General features: G+C 38.9%; 16 protein-coding genes. 12 read left to right on the top strand and 4 right to left on the bottom strand.

The window, feature by feature from the left end; all coding sequences use genetic code 11:
- Nucleotides 1-46 precede the first annotated feature (46 nt).
- The 11 genes from MMY79_RS06440 (at nt 47) to alr (ending at nt 9,997) form a co-directional block, all read left to right on the top strand.
- Nucleotides 47-805: an RDD family protein gene (locus MMY79_RS06440; RefSeq protein ID WP_252612583.1), complete on the top strand. Its 759-nt coding sequence runs from the start codon at nt 47-49 to the stop codon at nt 803-805.
- A 313-nt stretch (nt 806-1,118) separates the two neighbouring features.
- Nucleotides 1,119-2,153, top strand: coding sequence for a ubiquinol oxidase subunit II (cyoA, locus tag MMY79_RS06435; RefSeq protein WP_004643323.1), 1,035 nt, complete (start codon nt 1,119-1,121; stop codon nt 2,151-2,153).
- 3 nt (nt 2,154-2,156) lie between these two features.
- A complete protein-coding gene (gene cyoB / locus MMY79_RS06430) occupies nt 2,157-4,148 on the top strand; it encodes a cytochrome o ubiquinol oxidase subunit I (protein ID WP_252612582.1) in 1,992 nt (663 codons plus the stop codon).
- 4 nt (nt 4,149-4,152) lie between these two features.
- The gene (gene cyoC / locus MMY79_RS06425) at nt 4,153-4,773 is read left to right on the top strand and encodes a cytochrome o ubiquinol oxidase subunit III (protein WP_005306751.1); all 621 of its coding nucleotides are present in this window, start codon (nt 4,153-4,155) and stop codon (nt 4,771-4,773) included.
- Nucleotides 4,773-5,102 carry a cytochrome o ubiquinol oxidase subunit IV gene (locus tag MMY79_RS06420; protein WP_004643325.1) on the top strand — a complete coding sequence of 110 codons (330 nt, stop codon included), beginning with the start codon at nt 4,773-4,775 and terminating at the stop codon, nt 5,100-5,102. The genes cyoC and MMY79_RS06420 overlap by 1 nt, the downstream gene beginning before the upstream one ends.
- Nucleotides 5,103-5,112: 10 nt before the next feature.
- On the top strand, nt 5,113-5,988 hold the full coding sequence (gene cyoE / locus MMY79_RS06415; protein ID WP_252612581.1) for a heme o synthase: 876 nt from the start codon (nt 5,113-5,115) through the stop codon (nt 5,986-5,988).
- 184 nt (nt 5,989-6,172) lie between these two features.
- Nucleotides 6,173-6,556 (top strand): 30S ribosomal protein S6, encoded by a 384-nt coding sequence (gene rpsF / locus MMY79_RS06410; RefSeq protein ID WP_004791455.1) that lies wholly within the window; start codon nt 6,173-6,175, stop codon nt 6,554-6,556.
- 11 nt (nt 6,557-6,567) lie between these two features.
- A complete protein-coding gene (rpsR, locus tag MMY79_RS06405; protein WP_003652483.1) occupies nt 6,568-6,795 on the top strand; it encodes a 30S ribosomal protein S18 in 228 nt (75 codons plus the stop codon).
- Nucleotides 6,796-6,803: 8 nt separating this feature from the next.
- Nucleotides 6,804-7,250, top strand: coding sequence for a 50S ribosomal protein L9 (gene rplI, locus MMY79_RS06400; protein WP_004700828.1), 447 nt, complete (start codon nt 6,804-6,806; stop codon nt 7,248-7,250).
- A 198-nt stretch (nt 7,251-7,448) separates the two neighbouring features.
- Nucleotides 7,449-8,894 (top strand): replicative DNA helicase, encoded by a 1,446-nt coding sequence (gene dnaB / locus MMY79_RS06395; RefSeq protein WP_252612580.1) that lies wholly within the window; start codon nt 7,449-7,451, stop codon nt 8,892-8,894.
- A gap of 32 nt (nt 8,895-8,926) precedes the next feature.
- Nucleotides 8,927-9,997 (top strand): alanine racemase, encoded by a 1,071-nt coding sequence (alr, locus tag MMY79_RS06390; RefSeq protein WP_252612579.1) that lies wholly within the window; start codon nt 8,927-8,929, stop codon nt 9,995-9,997.
- 63 nt (nt 9,998-10,060) lie between these two features.
- Here alr and MMY79_RS06385 read toward each other — a convergent pair whose 3' ends face one another.
- From MMY79_RS06385 to MMY79_RS06370, 4 genes are read right to left on the bottom strand one after another with little or no spacing between them, the layout of a single operon-like run.
- On the bottom strand, nt 10,061-10,795 hold the full coding sequence (locus tag MMY79_RS06385) for a proteasome-type protease (RefSeq protein WP_252612578.1): 735 nt from the start codon (nt 10,793-10,795) through the stop codon (nt 10,061-10,063).
- Between the two features lie 16 nt (nt 10,796-10,811).
- Nucleotides 10,812-11,591, bottom strand: coding sequence for a transglutaminase family protein (locus MMY79_RS06380; protein WP_252612577.1), 780 nt, complete (start codon nt 11,589-11,591; stop codon nt 10,812-10,814).
- 2 nt (nt 11,592-11,593) lie between these two features.
- Nucleotides 11,594-12,190 (bottom strand): alpha-E domain-containing protein, encoded by a 597-nt coding sequence (locus MMY79_RS06375; protein WP_252612576.1) that lies wholly within the window; start codon nt 12,188-12,190, stop codon nt 11,594-11,596.
- A 22-nt stretch (nt 12,191-12,212) separates the two neighbouring features.
- Nucleotides 12,213-13,763, bottom strand: coding sequence for a circularly permuted type 2 ATP-grasp protein (locus MMY79_RS06370; protein WP_252612575.1), 1,551 nt, complete (start codon nt 13,761-13,763; stop codon nt 12,213-12,215).
- Between the two features lie 227 nt (nt 13,764-13,990).
- Here MMY79_RS06370 and MMY79_RS06365 point away from each other — a divergent pair, with 227 nt between their 5' ends.
- A complete protein-coding gene (locus MMY79_RS06365) occupies nt 13,991-14,998 on the top strand; it encodes a WYL domain-containing protein (protein ID WP_252612574.1) in 1,008 nt (335 codons plus the stop codon).
- Nucleotides 14,999-15,321 lie beyond the last annotated feature (323 nt).

The following is a 15,321-nucleotide window of genomic DNA, read 5'->3' as shown; positions in this document are numbered from 1 at the left end:
CCATCCGTGGGTCTTTTTTCATCTTTGGAACAGAGAACTTTTATTTATGCAAATTTACTTGGCACGTAATAATCAACAAGCTGGGCCTTACACCTTAGAGCAAGTAAATCAAATGTTGGCTAGCCAACAAATTTTGTTAACTGATTTAGCTTGGCATGAAGGCATGACAGAGTGGAAAGCTTTAGGAGAATTAACCCAAGGTAAACTTGTATATCAACCTACTGGTGATTCTGCACCTGCCATAAACACAAACAGCTCAGTTAATGAAACTATTCGTCAAATTCGTGTAGAACCTAAAATTCACGAACTTGCCTCTATTCCATCTCGAGCTTTGGCAAAAATTATTGATTTATTGCTCTGGATACCAATAGCTGCAATTCCTTCTTTTTTCTTTAATGAGTCTCAGTATAAGCAATTATTTGAATTGCAAAAACAAATGCAATCGGCTGAAGTTGCTTCAACTAAAGCAGCTGAGCTACAGCATCAACTTTTCACTTTAATTCCTATTGAAGCTTGGCATTCTATGCTTGTTTACGTAGTAATCATGCTTGCCATTCAAGCCTTTCTTTTAACAAAATTTGGGCAAAGCATAGGTAAGAAAATTGTTGGAATTAAAATTGTAGATGCTGAGAGCAATGGTAAAGTTAATTTAACTCGCATTTTCTTATTAAGAAGCATTGTTTTTATCATACTCAATTTGTTGTTTATGCCTATTAGTACAATTATTGACTATGCTTTTACATTAGGACAAAAGCGACAAGCGCTACACGACAAAATTGCAAGAACAAAAGTGATCAAACGATAGTGAATTACTCATTCATTTAAGGTCTAAAAAAAAAGGAGGCACCCCGCCTCCTTTTTTCTATAGAGAGTTGATATTTAAATAAAAGCTCTATAGAGATTAGATACCCTACAAAAAAAATCGGGTTTTAAAACAATTATTTCAGCCTACTTTATGTATAGCTTAGTTTGTTGATATGAGGCATAATGCCCTACAACGTAGCGGTGTCATATAATTGAGAAGTCTAAATTTAAGGATTAGCGTTCTCAATCATGCGACACTTTAATCGCTATCCCATATTTAATTAGGGAATGGGACTCTTCACCGAGGTTGTAAAATGAGACAAACGATTTTAGCTGTATTGTCTTTATCAACGCTTGCCGCACTTTTGACTGGGTGTGGTGGTGATATGGTACTTCTAAACTCTAAAGGTCCAGTTGGTCAAGGTCAAAGTGACCTCATGATGACTGCGATCTATTTAATGTTACTTGTGGTGATTCCTTCAATCATCATGGCATTATGGTTTGGTTGGAAATATCGCGCGTCAAATAAAGATGCAGACTATAAACCTACATGGGCACACTCAACTACAATTGAAGTTGTAGTATGGGGTATCCCTGTCATTATTATTGGTATTTTAGCTTGGTTAACTTGGTGGGGTTCCCACAAGTATGACCCATACCGTCCTTTAGAATCAGATAAAGCTCCTTTAACTATTCAAGTTGTTGCTGAACAGTTCAAGTGGATCTTCATTTATCCTGAACAAAACATTGCAACTGTTAACGAAGTACGTTTCCCAGAAAAAACTCCGTTAAGCTTTAAAATCACCTCTAACTTTACAATGAACTCATTCTTCATTCCACAGTTAGGCGGCCAGATTTATGCAATGGCAGGTATGCAAACTCACCTTCATTTGTTAGCAAATGAAACTGGCGTATATCGTGGTTTCTCTTCTAACTACTCAGGTTACGGTTTCTCTCAAATGCGTTTCAAGGCGCATAGTGTTACAGAGCAACAGTTCAACGAATGGGTAGCAGCTGTAAAAGCGGGTAATGGTTCGACTATTAATCCAGAAGCAGTTCAAAAAACTACGCTTGACCAAGCTGAATTAGCAACCTTACGTGATGGTGACCGTTCTAAGCACCAGATCGAGCATTTAGTAAATCGTGCTAAAGCTGCTGGTGATGAAGAAGCGCTTGCTAAAGCTGAAGCTATGAAACCGTTCCCGACTAAGCCACACCCTGTGACTTATTACTCTTCAGTTGAACCAAAATTGTTTGAAACAATTATCAACCATTATATGAGTAATTATCATGGTGTTGACCACTCTGCTGCGCATGCAACAGCTGAACACGCTGCTCAAGGGGAATAAGACATGGATATGATTTTTGGTAAACTGGGTTGGGACTCTATCCCGACAGAGCCAATCGTGCTTGTCACCATGGTCCTTATGGCACTTGGTGGAATTGTTGTGCTTGGCGGTATCACCTATTTCAAAAAATGGGGATATTTGTGGAATGAATGGTTTATTACGGTAGACCATAAAAAAATTGGTATCATGTACATCCTTGTATCTGTGGTCATGCTTTTGCGTGGTTTCGCCGATGCAATTATGATGCGTCTACAACTTTTCCTCGCTAAAGGTGGCGGCGAAGGTTATCTACATCCAGACCATTACGACCAGATCTTCACCGCACACGGTGTAATTATGATCTTCTTCGTAGCAATGGGTCTCGTTGTAGGTATGATGAACATCTCTGTACCTTTACAGATTGGTGCTCGTGACGTTGCATTCCCATTATTGAACTCTTTAAGCTTCTGGTTATTCGCCGGTGCTGCTGGTTTGATGATGCTTTCACTTGTATTAGGTGAATTTGCTGCGACTGGTTGGATGGCTTACCCCCCTCTGTCTGGCATTCAATATTCTCCTGGTGTAGGTGTTGACTACTATATCTGGGCACTTCAGGTTTCCGGTCTAGGTACGCTTTTATCTGGTGTTAACTTCTTCGTTACCATCATCAAAATGCGCGCACCTGGCATGAAATTAATGGACATGCCTATTTTTACGTGGACTTCACTTTGTACGGCTGTATTAATCATTGCATCGTTCCCTGTATTAACAGGTACACTTGCAATGTTAACTTTAGACCGTTACTTCGGTTTCCATTTCTTCACAAATGAGCTTGGCGGTAGCCCAATGCTTTATGTGAACTTGATCTGGACATGGGGTCACCCTGAAGTATATATCTTAGTATTACCAGCATTTGGTCTATACTCAGAAATCGTTGCAACCTTCTCTCGTAAAGCGTTGTTCGGTTATAAGTCTATGGTGTATGCAACTATCGCGATTACAGTTCTTGCGTTCGTTGTATGGCTTCACCACTTCTTTACCATGGGTGCTGGTGCGAACGTGAACGCGTTCTTCGGTATCATGACCATGGTTATTGCGATTCCTACTGGTGTAAAAATCTTCTCTTGGTTATTCACCATGTATAAAGGTCGCATCACCTTTACTACTCCAATGTTATGGACGCTTGGCTTCCTTATAACATTTGGTATCGGTGGTTTAACTGGTGTACTTATGGCTGTTCCACCTGCGGACTTCCTTGTACACAACTCATTATTCTTGATCGCTCACTTCCATAACGTAATTATCGGTGGTGTGGTGTTTGGTATGTTTGCCGGCATCATTTACTACTGGCCAAAAATGTTTGGTTGGAAGCTCAATGAAGCATGGGGTAAAGCTGCGTTCTGGTTCTGGTTCTTTGGTTTCTATTTTGCATTCATGCCACTTTATATCCTTGGTTTCATGGGTATGACTCGTCGTTTGAATACATATGACAACCCTGAATGGGATCCTTACCTTGCAATTGCATTATTTGGTGCTGTTCTCGTTGCGATTGGTATTGCATGTTTCTTAATGCAAATCATTGTTGGTTTCTTACAACGCAAAGACAACATGGACCTTACAGGCGATCCATGGGATGCACGTACGCTTGAATGGGCGACTTCTTCCCCTGCTCCGTTCTATAACTTTGCGCATGAACCAGATGCAAGCGGTATTGACCGTTTCTGGACTGACAAAGAAAATGGTGTAGCATACGCACGTAACACTAAATATGAAGACATCCACATGCCGACTGATCGTGCTGCTGGTTTTGTCATTGCAATGTTCATTACAATTCTTGGCTTTGCACTCATCTGGCATATTTGGTGGCTCGTTGTTGTTTCATTCGTTTCAGCTGTTGTTAGCTTGATCGTAAGCTCATTCACTAAGAATGTTGATTACTATGTTCCAGCTGCTGAAGTTGAGCGTATTGAAAACGAACGCTATGCTTTACTTGAAAAACACTTGAAGAAGGACTAAGGAAATGGCTGAAGTACTTCATCACGACAACCACGGCCACGATGGTCATCATGAACATGATGATACTGACTTAACGGTCTTTGGTTTCTGGACATACTTGATGAGTGACTTGATTCTTTTCGGATCACTCTTCATCGCGTTCGCTGTATTAAGCAGTCATATTCCACCAGGAACTCCAAGTGCATATGACCTGTTCCATGACTCATTGGGCTACGTGTTAACTGAAACATTTGCCTTATTGATTTCATCGGTAACTTTCGGTTTTGCTGTACTTGCATCTTATAAAAAGAATGTAAATCAAGTTATCACTTGGTTATTTATTACATTCCTTTTTGGTGCAACGTTCATTGGAATGGAGCTTTATGAGTTTCATCACCTTGTAGAAGAAGGTCATGGTCCAACTCACAGTGCATTCTTATCATCGTTCTTTACTTTGGTTGGTACACACGGTATCCACGTAACTTCTGGTTTAGTGTGGATGTTGGTATTGATGTATCAAATCAAAACTAAAGGTTTGACATTACCGAATACACGTCGTCTAGCTTGCTTAAGCTTGTTCTGGCACTTCCTTGACATCGTTTGGATCTGTGTATTCAGCGTCGTTTACTTACTGGGAGTTCTCTAATGAGTAGTCATGACCATAATGCTGCAGGTGCGTCACACGGTAACTTTAAGCAATACACTGTTGGATTTATCCTTTCTGTTATCCTCACCATCATCCCGTTCGGGATGGTGATGGCGGGCGGTTTCAGTCGTGGAATTTTAGTTACAGTTATTGCTATCGCTGCTGTTGCTCAGGTTCTTGTACAACTTGTGTACTTCTTACACATGAATACATCATCTGAACAACGCTGGAATATGATTGCATTCATCTACACAATCTTATGTATTGCCGTACTTTTAATCGGTTCTGTGTGGATTATGAATTACCTTCACTACAATATGATGATCTAAACTGATTGTCATGTTGAAAAAATATCTATTCCTGACTAAACCAGGAATTCTCTTCGGTAATTTCATTACCACCTTGGGCGGCTTTTTCTTAGCCGCCCAAGGCTCTATAGACATCTTATTATTACTCACCTTACTTGGAACAACTTTAGTTGTCGCTTCTGGTTGTGTTGTAAATAATGTGATAGACCAAGACATCGACACAAAAATGCAGCGCACACAAAACCGTGCATTGGTCAAAAAAACCATCTCTCCTACTATTGCACTTATATATGCATTTGTTCTTGGACTTATCGGTTTTAGTATTTTGTGGTTCGGTGTAAATGCTTACGCTTTCTTGTTTGCAATGATTGGTTTTATTGTCTATGTCGGTTTTTATAGTTTGTGGACAAAACGTACCTCAATCCATCAAACCGTCATTGGTAGTATTTCCGGAGCGAGCCCTCCTGTTATTGGTTATACAGCAGTAACTCATCATTTTGATGTAGCCGCTTTACTTTTGTTTTTAGCTTACGCGCTATGGCAAATGCCACATTCATGGGCAATTGCTATTTATCGTTTTGACGATTACAAAAATGCGGGAATCCCCATTCTGCCTGTTGCACGTTCTATTTATCGCACGAAAGTAGAGTGTGTCATTTATATTGTGTTGTTTGCAGCCGTATTGAATGGTTTATATTGTTTTGGCTATACCAATATATTCTTTCTAGTAACCTTTAATGCATTAACAGCATATTGGTTATATTTATCAATTATTGGATTTAAAGCTGAAAATGACCAACTTTGGGCTAAACGTTTTTTCCTCTACTCGGTCATATTAATTACCCTGTTAAGTTTGAGCTTTAGCTTTACCTATCAATCCCCTGCTCCAGATCTTCCTCTCTTTTAAATAAGGGAGGATTTCCTCCTTAAGAGTAAAGAAGTTTTACTTTTCTCATCAAAAGATTTGTTTTTAGTCGAACTTTTACTTATAATTCAGCCTTCGCAAATTTTGCGACATAACTTTCAAGTTATGACTCCTTGCTTCTAATTTTTTATTTATTAGGGGCTGTTTAAACCGTAAGGAGCTGACAATGCGTCATTACGAAATCGTACTTTTAGTACACCCAGATCAAAGCGATCAAGTTGTAGGTATGGTTGAACGCTATATCTCTCAGATCAAAGAAGCTGAAGGTCAAATTCACCGTTTAGAAGATTGGGGCCGTCGTCAATTGGCTTACCCAATTAACAAAATTCACAAAGCACACTACATTCTTATGAATGTTGAGTGTGGTCAAACTACACTTGATGAGTTAGAAGAATTGTTCCGTTATAATGACGCGATCATTCGTAACCTTATCATTCGTCGTGAACACGCAATCACTGAAGAGTCATTGCTTGCTAAAAGTGCTGAAGAAAAGCGTGCGCGTAAAGCTCAACGTGAAGAAGCACAGCAAGTTGCTCAAGACGCTGAATAAGGAGAACATCAATGGCACGTTTTTACCGTCGTCGCAAGTTCTGCCGCTTTACAGCTGAGAATGTTGTGTACATCGACTACAAAGATATCGATACTTTAAAACAGTACATCACTGAAAACGGCAAGATTGTTCCTAGCCGTATCACTGGTACTAAAGCTCGTTATCAACGTCAATTAGCACTTGCTATCAAGCAAGCTCGCTACTTGTCTTTGATTGCGTACACTGACAACCATAAGTGAGGTGATCTGTGGACGTTATCTTATTACAACGCATTAAAAACCTTGGTAAATTAGGCGATAAAGTATCAGTTAAAGCTGGTTACGGCCGTAACTTCCTTATCCCTCAAGGTAAAGCAGTTGCAGCTACTGAAGCTAACACTGCTGCTTTCGAAGCTCGTCGCGCTGAACTTGAAAAGCAAGAAGCTGAAATTTTAGCTGCTGCTCAAGCACGTGCTGAACAATTGAATGAAGTTAACATCGTTATCACTGCTAAAGCTGGTGACGAAGGTAAACTCTTCGGTTCTATCGGTACTCGTGACATCGCTGACGCTTTAACGAATGCTGGTCTTACAGTTGACCGTGCAGAAGTTCGTTTACCGAATGGTGCGCTTCGTCACACTGGTGAATTCAACATCGCAATCCAATTGCATCATGATGTTGTTGCAGAAGTTCTCGTTACTATCGTATCTGAGTAATTTCTCATCAAAAAAAAGAGCATGCTTTTGCATGCTCTTTTTTTATGTGCTCTATTTTTAAATAAGATATATTAATTCCTGATCAGTTCTTTAGTTTAATTGGTTTTTTAATTAGGTAGTTTATTTCATTTTGTTTTAAGATAGTTCTCGGCCTCACAGGCTATTTGCGTACATCTTTCTTTATCATCAGGTCTAATTATGTCTCAGGCGAATGCCACTTCTTTAACTCTTTCATCTCCAACAGAAAATAAAACGAGTGAATCAGGCCAGCTTAAAGAGTTTCGCACTCCCCCACACAATTTAGCCATCGAGCAAGCTGTTCTTGCGGCTCTAATGACAGTTGCCGAATCTTTTGAGCAAGTCAGTGACTTATTAAAAGAAAATGATTTTTATGCAACACGTCACAAATATATTTATCGTGCAATTGAAAAACTGGCACAAGAAAACTCCCCTTATGATGCTGTATTAGTAAGTGACTGGCTCTTAAAACAAAATTTACTCGATGCTATTGGTGGTGAAGAATATTTAATGCAGCTTATGGCTGATTCACCATCAAGTTTCTATAACTTAGAAACATATGCCAGTAAAATTAAAGAGTTCTCTACACTTCGTAGTATGATCAAAGTCAGTACTGAAATTTTACAAAATGCTTATGACACAAAAGGTCGAGGCGTTAGTGAAATTCTAGATCTAGCAGAAACCAGCATTTTTTCTTTAGCAGAGCAGCATAATAACAATAAAAAAGATGCAGGCCCTAAATCTATTAGCTCTGTTACCGCCGATGTAATTACTAAACTTGATGAACTCTCAAAACTAGATGGCAATATTACAGGTTTAACCACAGGTTTCTTAGAACTTGATAATAAAACATCTGGTATGCAAGCTGGTGACTTAATTATTGTTGCTGCACGTCCATCAATGGGTAAAACCACTTTCGCCATGAATTTGGTTGAAAGCGTTCTGCAATATAACAAGCTACCCGCTCTGGTATTTTCAATGGAGATGCCAGCAGACTCGATTGCGATGCGTCTTATTTCTGCAATGGGTAAAGTTCACCAAGGACATTTACGTTCGGGGAACTTAGATGCTGATGAATGGACCAAAGTGACTGGTACCATTTTACAACTTCAACAAATGCATTTGTATATTGATGACTCATCTGCTTTACCTCCAACAGAACTTCGTGCCCGTGCTCGACGCGTTGCCAAAATGCATGATGGTAAAATTGGTTGCATCATGGTCGACTACTTGCAGCTTATGAAAGTTCCAGGAATGGGTGATAACCGTGTGGGTGAGATTTCAGAAATTTCACGTAGCTTGAAAGCATTAGCAAAAGAAATGCAATGCCCAGTTATCGCACTTTCCCAGCTCAACCGAAGTCTGGAAAACCGTCCAAATAAACGCCCTGTAATGTCCGACTTACGTGAATCCGGTGCGATTGAGCAGGATGCCGACTTAATTATGTTTATTTACCGTGATGAGGTGTATAACAAAGAGTCGAAAGAAGCTGGTACCGCAGAAATTATTATTGGTAAGCAGCGTAACGGTCCAATTGGTTCAGTCCGTCTTGCCTTTGAAGGTCAATATACTCGATTTAGTAATCTCTCTCCTGAGTATTACAGCCAATATGATGATGAAGAATAAACGCTATCTCTAGCCCAAAGGAGTAAATGAGGGTGCGCCAAGCAACAGTTTATATTGATCGCAATGCGCTTCAATATAATTTAAACCGTGTCAAACAACTCGCAGCAAATTCAAAAATTGTAAGTATGGTGAAAGCTAATGCTTATGGACATGGAATCAAAGACTGTTTAGCAGCCTTAAACGCCTCAGATGCCTTTGGTGTCGCCTGCCTACAAGAAGGTTTAGAAATTCGTGAACTCGGATTCCAACAACCTGTTACTTTAATTGAAGGGGTATTTTCTGAAGATGAAATGCCAACTGCAATTGAACATAAATTTGAATGTGTCATTCACCATCAACAACAATTTCAATGGTTAATTAAACACAAACAAGCCTATATCGCTCAAGGTTTAAAAGTCTGGATTAAGCTTAATAGCGGCATGAACCGTTTAGGCTTTAAAGTTACTGAAATTATTGAAGTTATTGAAACGTTAAAAGCCGAAGGATTTACCTGTGTGCTGGCGATGCATTTCGCAAATGCAGATGTAGACCACCCGCTTAACGAACAACAAAAGCAACAATTTTTACAGGTAAAGCAAGCTTGTGATCCAGTTTTAGCATCTTGCTGTAACTCTGCTGCTATTTATAAATGGCCAGAATTACATTTTGACTATGTTCGTCCAGGTATTATGCTTTACGGCGCTTCACCTTTTGCTGATAAGACAGCCCATGATCTTGACCTAAAACCAGTCATGACTTTTTCAGCAGAAGTGATTGCATTAAACCATATTCAAACTGATGAACATGTCGGTTATGGTTCTACTTTCTGTGCAAAACAAGCCATGGATATCGCGATTGTTTCTATAGGTTATGGTGATGGTTATCCACGAGCTTATATTAAGCAAAACTATGTCGCTATTGATAAACAGCTCTGTGCAGTTGTAGGCCGAGTGAGTATGGATATGCTTGCAATCGATGTGACAGGTAAGCAAGTAAAATTAGGTACGCCAGTCGAACTTTGGGGTACGCACCGCTTAGTGGATGATGTGGCTGATGCAAATGGAACAATAGGATATGAATTACTCTGTCGCCTAAGCAATCGCCCTATCCGTAAAAGCAGTTAAATTATAAAAGCTAGAAAAAAAATCCAAGGATGCTTGGATTTTTTTATTTAAGTATTCAAAATTTTATCGCCAGTAATCATCTGTTGGTTTTGGCATTTCCTGTAAACCGCGACGTAGAGTATCTGACCATTGCCTACTAATTTGTGAAAAATAAGGATCATCTTCTGTGATTCGTTTTCCCATCGGAATCACAAAGCTATCTTTATTGTAAATCAATGCATCAAGTGGTAAGCCAACAGAAACATTTGAACGTAATGTCGAATCAAAAGAAATTAGACTACAACGTAATGCATCATCTAATGGCATTGCATAATATAAAGCTCGGTCCAGAATCGGTTTGCCATATTTACTTTCACCAATTTGAAAATAAGGCGTATCTGTGGTGGCACAAATAAAATTACCTTGTGGATAGACATTATAAAGTTGCATGTCACCACCTTTAATCTGCCCACCCACCAAAATACTACAGGCATAATTCATTTGTTCTTGGGTGTCCGAACTAATATCCTCTAAAACAGCTTTTAAAGTTTTACCAATCAGTTCAGCTGCCTCAAACATAGTATTAACACTATATAAATTAGGCTCTTGCTGCAAAGTAAGCGCATTTTGCAAATGACCTATAACAGCTTGCGTTGTGGCTAAGTTACCTGCTGTTTGCAAGGCAATAAAACGCTCTCCAGTAACGCCAAAAGTATGCAATTTTCGGAACACAGAAATATGGTCAACTCCTGCATTAGTTCTCGTGTCACTAATAAACACTAAACCTTGTTCCAATCTTAGCGCACAACAATAGGTCATTTCATTCTCTTTACATTCAACATGCCAACACTTGAACCACAGACATCATGTTCTCAACTCCACCTTGTTCTCTTACACCACGAATAGGTGCCACATCGAGATAGTCACGACCCACTGCAAGGTAGATATGATGTTTGGGTGTAAACAACTGATTGCTTACATCAAAACAATACCATTGATTTTCTAAAAATACTTCCGCCCAAGCGTGACTGGCGAGGTGCGGATAGTTTTGATCAAACAGATAACCAGAGACATAACGTGCTGGTAATTGTAGCGCACGACACATTGCAATTAAAATATGAGCATGGTCTTGGCATACACCTTCTCCAGCATGAAATGCTTCGGTTGCAGTTGTCTGAACCGAAGTACTTTCAGGCTGATAAAGTATTTTTTGCAAAATATATTCGCTTAATAACGCAATATGCTTTCGATCTTTGACCACTACAATATTTCTGGCAAAGTCCAACATTTCTGCATCACATCGGGTTGCACTTGTCATCTGCAAAAACAAATTTGTAGGTGTAGATAGATTTACACAACCCAACTCTACATTCTGAAGTTCAACGATTCCTTGAGCCATAAATGTAAGATGTTGGTATTGATAGCGCTGACTAGCCGTCATCCAAACATTGTTAAATATGTCCCTTTTGATCGTTTTGTCACCCGGCACGCTAATTGCCCAATTCATAACATGTTGATGCGGCGATGTTTGAGGCATCATTTTAATATACTGAATACTGTTTTGAGCAGTTTCCGTATAGCTATAATGCGTTTGATGATTAACCATCAATTTCATAATCAGACCTCAAACATATTTTCCAACTGCTGTGTAAAAGTATAATAAGCATCCCACTCTAGGTGGTGCTTTAGCACTTGCCAATTTTCATCTATAGTCTCCCAACCTAGGTCAGCAAGCCGTTTCACCACAACATCTAGCTCTGACACAAGCTCTGATAAATCTTGCCCAAAACGTAGTTCTATATCAAATTGCTCTATTTTTTTGCCTAAATGCAGAAATAAACCCACATCTTCATTCTCCACTTCTAGTATTTGAATACATTGTTCAACAGCTTTTCTCAAAGCTTCAGGTTGAGCTTGAAGCATGTTAATCACATGATTTAATTCTGCATAAGCATTTGATGACAATATGCCTCTTAGTTCCTGAATATTATCTTTAGCAATAACCAACTGGTTCAGTAATGAAAATGTTTGCTTCTTGTCTAACATATAGTGATTTAGTAATTCAGCATTTTCTATGACCAAACCAAATGCTGCTGCAAATTTTGTTGCTTTCTCATCTTGTGTAAAGGGTAAATGAGAGACTGCGAATTTAACTCGCATTAAATATCGACCCAACCAATATATTTGATGCGCACTCGAATTGAGTAAGACCATAAAGTTCCTCTTTAACCCACAATCAAGAATGTAATGTTTCGACAACCCATGTATCTTTTATACCGCCACCTTGGGACGAATTTACGACTAGAGAACCAGCCTGCATGGCCACTCGTGTTAAGCCACCCGGCACTATTTCCGTACGATAAGGGGAACTCAATACAAATGGACGTAAGTCGATGTGACGTTCAGCCACCCCTCCTGTAGTTAAAGTCGGAGCCACAGATAAAGCTAAGGTAGGTTGTGCAATGTACATATGAGGCGTGGCGATCAATTTTTTTCTAAAATCATCAATTTCACACGAACTTGCTTGAGGCCCAATTAACATGCCATAGCCACCCGATCCCTGTGCTTCTTTAACAACTAATTGATCTAAATTAGACAGCACATAATCTAAGTGTTCATCTTTACGGCACTGATAAGTAGGTACATTTTTTAGAATTGGTGTTTCGCCCAAATAATATTGAATCATTTGATCCACGTAAGGATAAATAGATTTATCATCAGCCACGCCTGTTCCAGGCGCATTTGCAATCACAACATTTTTTTGCAAATAAGCAGACATCAGACCTGCTACACCTAAAGCACTGTCTGGCCTAAATGCTAGAGGATCTAGAAAATCATCATCTAATCGGCGGTAAATCACATCTACTTTTTGACGCCCACGAATAGTTTTGACAAATACTTGATCATTTTCGACAAATAAATCGCGATTTGTAACCAGTGGCACCTCCATTTCACGTGCTAGAAAAGCATGCTCATAAAAAGCACTGTTAAAACGTCCCGGTGTCAGTACCACCACAAAAGGTTGGTCCGCAGATGAATTCTCCTGCAATATTTCTTTTAAAAGTTTTGGATAATGCTCAATTCCCTGCAAATTATTGGCAGCACATAGTTCAGGCATCAATTGTTGGCTAATGTTTCTACTTTCAATCATGTATGACACACCAGAAGGCGTTCTTAAATTATCTTCTAGAACAAAAAACTCTCCTTCACCATCGCGAATAATATCAATTCCGCTAATTTGTGAATAAATTTTACCTTTCAAAGCATGTTTGAGCATATGGGGCTGAAAAGCCTCATTCCCCATGATTTGATCTTCGGGAATCAGTTTTTCTTTTAAAATATGTTGTCCATGATAAATATCATCTAGGAAATAATTTAATGCTTTAACACGTTGTGCGCAGCCCGAAGCTACTTTCTCCCACTGTTTTTTTTCAATCACACGTGGAATTAAATCAAAAGGAATCGTTCGCTCTGTGCCTTCTTTATCACCGTATACGTTAAAAGTAATTCCATGATAAAGAAAATGCTGCTTCGCTTGAGCATTTAACTCTTTTAATTCATCTAAAGTACGAATACTCAACCATTGTTCAATTTTTTTAGAAGCAGCCCCATTTGATGTTACATCATCCAGCATCTCGTTAAAAAACTGTGATTTTAGCTGCTCAAACAGATTGGTTTGTACGGAAATATGTTCTAAAAAAGAGGTTGGGTTAATGAGTGCCGTAGTTGTCTGCTCTTGTATAAAAAAATCACTATCTATATGTAATTCATGCTCTTGTTCTGACATAACCACCTCGTCTTATCATTTATCTATATTTCATTTTTAAATAAGCAATTTCAGTGCCACTTATATATGTTTAATATTTTTACGGTGTTTTGTTATAACTTTCTTCTTTTAAATCTTAACATCGATTGTAAAAGCACTCATAAACCGAATCTGACAAACTTGCTAAATGTGTAAAGATTTTTTATTGTGTTGACACCAAAGCAATTGGATATAGATGTATTACGCTTATGTCTGTAATAGAAAAAGAAACTTCGAATAGTTTATATCGCCAATGGCAGATCTTATCTCGCCTTCCGACTGGTAAATGGATCGGGACACGAGAATTACAAGAAATGCTTGAACGCGAAGGTATTGATATTAGTTTAAGGACTATTCAGCGTGATTTAAATCAAATTGCTCAGCGCTTTCCAATTGAAAGTAATAAGGCTGTACCTCAAGGCTGGCGGTGGCAATCAGACGCCCCTATTCAGAGCTTACCCCACATGACGAGCTCTCAGGCAGTAACATTTATGATGGTCGAGGAGCATCTTAAACACTTACTTCCCCCTAGTCTGCTTGATGAGATGGGACCTTGGTTTGATTTAGCTAAACGCAGCCTCTCTACACAAAATAATGTGCGACAGTGGATTAACCGAGTACGTATTGTTCCTGCAAGTCAACCTCTTATCCCGCCTGTAGTCGACCGTGCTGCTCAACAAGCAATTTACGAAGGTCTACTCCAAGACAAGCAAATAGAATGTATTTATCGGGCACGAGTCAACCAAGGAGAAGACAAAACTTATGTTTTAAATCCTTTGGCTTTGGTACAAAAAGGTGCAGTAATTTATTTGATTTGCACACGACATGACAAAACTGAAGTTCAAACGTTTGCCTTGCACCGTTTTAAATCAGCAAAAGTCTTAGATAGTCGAGCACTGCATCCTGTCAATTTTGATATTGATCATTATATCGATTCAGGCGCTTTAGGCTTTAGAGTAGACTACAAACAGCCAACTGAATCAATTCAACTCACCTTAACCATGACAGAGCAAACTGCTCGAACTTTCTATGAAAGTCAGTTAAGCAAGGACCAAACTATAGTTCCACTTGAAGAAAATATTGTAGAAGTTACCGCAACCGTACCTTTTACATCTCAACTGGTGTGGTGGTTACGTAGTTTTGGCAAGAAATTACTACATATCGAACCTATTCAAGTACACAACGCTGTGCGAGAAATTGAATCCGAGAGTAAATAGATATAAAAAAGAGAACCATGAGGTTCTCTTTAGATTTTGAATTATAATTTTCTTAATTTTATATTGGCTCTTATATTTATAGTTGTTTCAGATCAATCTGTGCCCCCCCCTACCAAACTGATCTGCTCTTTCTTTTGCGCTATTTTAAACATGAACATTGGCATGCAATTTCATCTCTATTGTAGCGAATTGATTTCATTGTCATGGTTAAAGCCCTCTTGTTTGAACGTGAATTCAATATAACTGGCTGCTTGAAATATGTGAAATAAGAAAAAAAGGAAGTCAAATCTATTTTCTTCCTTAGGAAGTTTCCATATATTTTT

The organism is Acinetobacter sp. XS-4 (assembly GCF_023920705.1).
Classification (GTDB): Bacteria; Pseudomonadota; Gammaproteobacteria; order Pseudomonadales; family Moraxellaceae; genus Acinetobacter.
This window is presented reverse-complemented; position numbering and strand designations above follow the sequence as displayed.

What these genes read in the sequence shown, in the direction of transcription:
- MMY79_RS06440 (WP_252612583.1), top strand. Translation starts at nt 47, where the DNA reads ATGCAAATTTACTTGGCACGTAATAATCAACAAGCTGGGCCTTACACC.
- cyoA (WP_004643323.1), top strand. Translation starts at nt 1,119, where the DNA reads ATGAGACAAACGATTTTAGCTGTATTGTCTTTATCAACGCTTGCCGCA.
- cyoB (WP_252612582.1), top strand. Translation starts at nt 2,157, where the DNA reads ATGGATATGATTTTTGGTAAACTGGGTTGGGACTCTATCCCGACAGAG.
- cyoC (WP_005306751.1), top strand. Translation starts at nt 4,153, where the DNA reads ATGGCTGAAGTACTTCATCACGACAACCACGGCCACGATGGTCATCAT.
- MMY79_RS06420 (WP_004643325.1), top strand. Translation starts at nt 4,773, where the DNA reads ATGAGTAGTCATGACCATAATGCTGCAGGTGCGTCACACGGTAACTTT.
- cyoE (WP_252612581.1), top strand. Translation starts at nt 5,113, where the DNA reads ATGTTGAAAAAATATCTATTCCTGACTAAACCAGGAATTCTCTTCGGT.
- rpsF (WP_004791455.1), top strand. Translation starts at nt 6,173, where the DNA reads ATGCGTCATTACGAAATCGTACTTTTAGTACACCCAGATCAAAGCGAT.
- rpsR (WP_003652483.1), top strand. Translation starts at nt 6,568, where the DNA reads ATGGCACGTTTTTACCGTCGTCGCAAGTTCTGCCGCTTTACAGCTGAG.
- dnaB (WP_252612580.1), top strand. Translation starts at nt 7,449, where the DNA reads ATGTCTCAGGCGAATGCCACTTCTTTAACTCTTTCATCTCCAACAGAA.
- MMY79_RS06385 (WP_252612578.1), bottom strand. Translation starts at nt 10,795, where the DNA reads ATGACCTATTGTTGTGCGCTAAGATTGGAACAAGGTTTAGTGTTTATT.
- MMY79_RS06380 (WP_252612577.1), bottom strand. Translation starts at nt 11,591, where the DNA reads ATGAAATTGATGGTTAATCATCAAACGCATTATAGCTATACGGAAACT.
- MMY79_RS06375 (WP_252612576.1), bottom strand. Translation starts at nt 12,190, where the DNA reads ATGGTCTTACTCAATTCGAGTGCGCATCAAATATATTGGTTGGGTCGA.
- MMY79_RS06370 (WP_252612575.1), bottom strand. Translation starts at nt 13,763, where the DNA reads ATGTCAGAACAAGAGCATGAATTACATATAGATAGTGATTTTTTTATA.
- MMY79_RS06365 (WP_252612574.1), top strand. Translation starts at nt 13,991, where the DNA reads ATGTCTGTAATAGAAAAAGAAACTTCGAATAGTTTATATCGCCAATGG.